Source organism: Suttonella ornithocola (genome assembly GCF_001889065.1).
GTDB classification, from domain to species: domain Bacteria; phylum Pseudomonadota; class Gammaproteobacteria; order Cardiobacteriales; family Cardiobacteriaceae; genus Suttonella_A; species Suttonella_A ornithocola.
Genome location: NZ_LWHB01000161.1, coordinates 1 through 2,536 on the forward strand (window position 1 = coordinate 1; position 2,536 = coordinate 2,536).

At 40.2% G+C, this 2,536-nt stretch carries 4 protein-coding genes; 1 reads left to right on the forward strand and 3 read right to left on the reverse strand.

Annotation, left to right across the window (positions count from 1 at the left end):
• From pstA to pstS, 3 genes are all read right to left on the reverse strand, one after another.
• The coding region (pstA, locus tag A5N85_RS11490; RefSeq protein ID WP_072577350.1) for a phosphate ABC transporter permease PstA at nt 1-631 on the reverse strand (631 nt) is incomplete at its 3' end.
• 9 nt (nt 632-640) lie between these two features.
• The gene (gene pstC / locus A5N85_RS11495; protein ID WP_072577351.1) at nt 641-1,543 is read right to left on the reverse strand and encodes a phosphate ABC transporter permease subunit PstC; all 903 of its coding nucleotides are present in this window, start codon (nt 1,541-1,543) and stop codon (nt 641-643) included.
• 63 nt (nt 1,544-1,606) lie between these two features.
• On the reverse strand, nt 1,607-2,284 hold the full coding sequence (gene pstS / locus A5N85_RS14740) for a phosphate ABC transporter substrate-binding protein PstS (RefSeq protein WP_084601768.1): 678 nt from the start codon (nt 2,282-2,284) through the stop codon (nt 1,607-1,609).
• An 89-nt stretch (nt 2,285-2,373) separates the two neighbouring features.
• On the opposite strand from pstS, the gene A5N85_RS17800 reads away from it, so the two are divergent.
• Nucleotides 2,374-2,536: helix-turn-helix domain-containing protein (locus tag A5N85_RS17800; RefSeq protein WP_143143270.1), on the forward strand; the 163-nt coding region annotated here is incomplete at its 3' end.

Sequence of the window (2,536 nt, forward strand, 5' to 3'; positions counted from 1 at the left end):
AAGCGAGAATAATGCCGGTTAATACCCCCGTTTTTGCGGCTTTTAAGGTAACATTTAAAGTTAATTTCCACTTAGGCGTACCAAGTGCATAAGCCGCTTCGCGCAGACGGTCAGGTACTAAATTAAGCATATTTTCAGTGGTACGAACTACAACAGGGATAACGAGTAGCGATAAAGCAACAGAGCCAGCCCAGCCAGAATAGCCCGGTAATTGAGGTTTGACCATCAACCCCCATACGAATACACCGATAATAATAGATGGCGCTGAGAGCAAAAGGTCATTGATGAAACGAGTGGTTTTTGCAAATAAACTATGGCGTCCAAATTCTGCTAGATAGATACCACAAAGCATACCAATAGGCGTACCAATCACTAAGGCAAAAAAAGTAATCATCAATGAACCAACAATCACATTTTTGAGTCCGCCGGTATCGCAGTGATTACCACTACAAGGTGCGGAGAGATTATCAGTGAAAATACTCCAATTGAAATTTGCAACTCCTTTACTAAATAGGGCATATAAAATTAAAGCAAGAAAAAACAATCCAAATGCCGTAGCACATAAGGAAAGGAGCATAAATAAGCGGTTACGGCGTTGGCGACGAGCATATAAAGTTTGATTGATATTCATGTGCGGCCTTTAGCGTTTATGTTTTGCGCCACGAATGAGCAGCATTTTAGATAAACTTAATACGATTAATGAAATCAGCATGAGAATCACAGCAAGAAACATTAAAGAAGAAATCTGCAAGCCATCTGCTTCGTTAAATTCATTGGCTAATGCGGAGGTTATGGATTGTCCCGCATGAAAAGGATTGAAACTGATATTCCATACATTGCCAATGACAAAAGTGACTGCCATGGTTTCTCCTAATGCGCGTCCTAGTCCTAAAATAATGCCACCGACAATTCCCGTTGAGGTATAAGGAAAAACGACGTTACGTAGGACTTCCCAACGCGTTGCCCCAAGTCCATAAGCAGACTCTTTAAGCATTTTAGGAACGGTTTCAAAAACATCTCGCATAACTGAGGCAATAAAAGGAATAATCATAATGGAAAGGATAAGACCAGCGGTAAAGAAGCCAACACCCACAATGCCTAAACTTAATGGTCTTAAAATCGTTTCACTAAACCAAGGAGCAAAAACAAATAGCCTCCAAATGCCATATACGATAGAAGGAATACCAGCTAACAGCTCTACGGCAATCCCAATAGGACGGCGTAACCATAGAGGGCAAAGCTCTGTTAAGAAAACGGCAATACCAAAACTGACTGGGACAGCGATGAAAATTGCCATTGCAGAAGTCGCAACTGTTCCAAAAATAGCCGTTAATGCGCCAAAGTCGTCATTATTAACGTCCCACTCGGAAGAAACTAAAAACTTCAGTCCAAAAGTTTTCATTGCTGGCCAAGCATCAATGATAAGACTAATCGTTATTCCTAATAAACTCATAAGAACAAGAAAAGCAAAAAAGCGAGTAAATCCCACAAAAAAATAATCGATTCGTCTGTGCTTGAGGATTTGTTGGGAAAGTGTATTCATATCCTACTTGCTCTGAGTGATGGAAAGTGGGCAAGCCACTTTCCTAATGATGAAAAAGAAAAATTACTGATAAAGAGGATTGCCGTCTTTGCCTTTAATAGCTGACCAGCTTTGCTGGAATAAAGTTTTATTCTCAGCACTGAAAGGGACGTAAGCAAGCTCTTCTGCGATGCTATCGCCATTTTTGTATGCCCAAGCAAAGAATTCGAGTGCTGCCTTAGTATTTTCAGGATTTTTAGGTTGAGTATGAACCAAAATAAAAGTAGAAGCAGCGATAGGCCATGCCTTTGGATCTTCTGATTGATTGGCAATCGTTAAATTAAATCCCGGTGCGGCTTTCCAATCAGCATTTCCTGCTGCTTGAAAACTTTCTAAAGAAGGCTCAACAGTTTTGCCTGCGCGATTTACCATCTTCGTATAAGCCAGACTATTTTCCTTAGCATAAGCATATTCTACATAGCCAATAGAATTAGGTATTTTTGTGACAAATGCAGCAACGCCATCATTTCCTTTACCGCCTAAGCCTGAAGAACCTGCGGTTGGCCATTTTGGTGATTTACTCGCGCCTGGGCCGTTTTTCCAATCTTCAGAAACTTGGCTGAGATAATAAGTATAGTTATAAGAAGTGCCAGAGCCATCTGAGCGGAAAATCGTTGCAATGGCAGCATCTGGAAGTTTAGCCCCATCATTGAGGGCAACAATTTTTGGGTCATTCCATTTTTGGATTTTACCTAAATAAATATAGTAAAATCACTTATAATCCAATTTATCCAAAACAGATATAAAAACAACTTGTAGTAGAATTATCAAAAACAAACTGAGCATATCCTATGACCTACTGCAGCCAATTCCGACAGAAAATTCTTAACGATATTGCTAATGGAGAAACTTGGCGCGCTGTTGCAAAGCGCTACAAGATCAGCAAATTCACCGTCTATAGCTGGATTAAAAATCCCCATCCTAAAGGCTTTACTGTACGTAAGCCCTCAAAGA

Excerpts from the sequence above, each read along its gene's own strand:
- pstC (WP_072577351.1), bottom strand. The coding sequence starts at position 1,543 with ATGAATACACTTTCCCAACAAATCCTCAAGCACAGACGAATCGATTAT.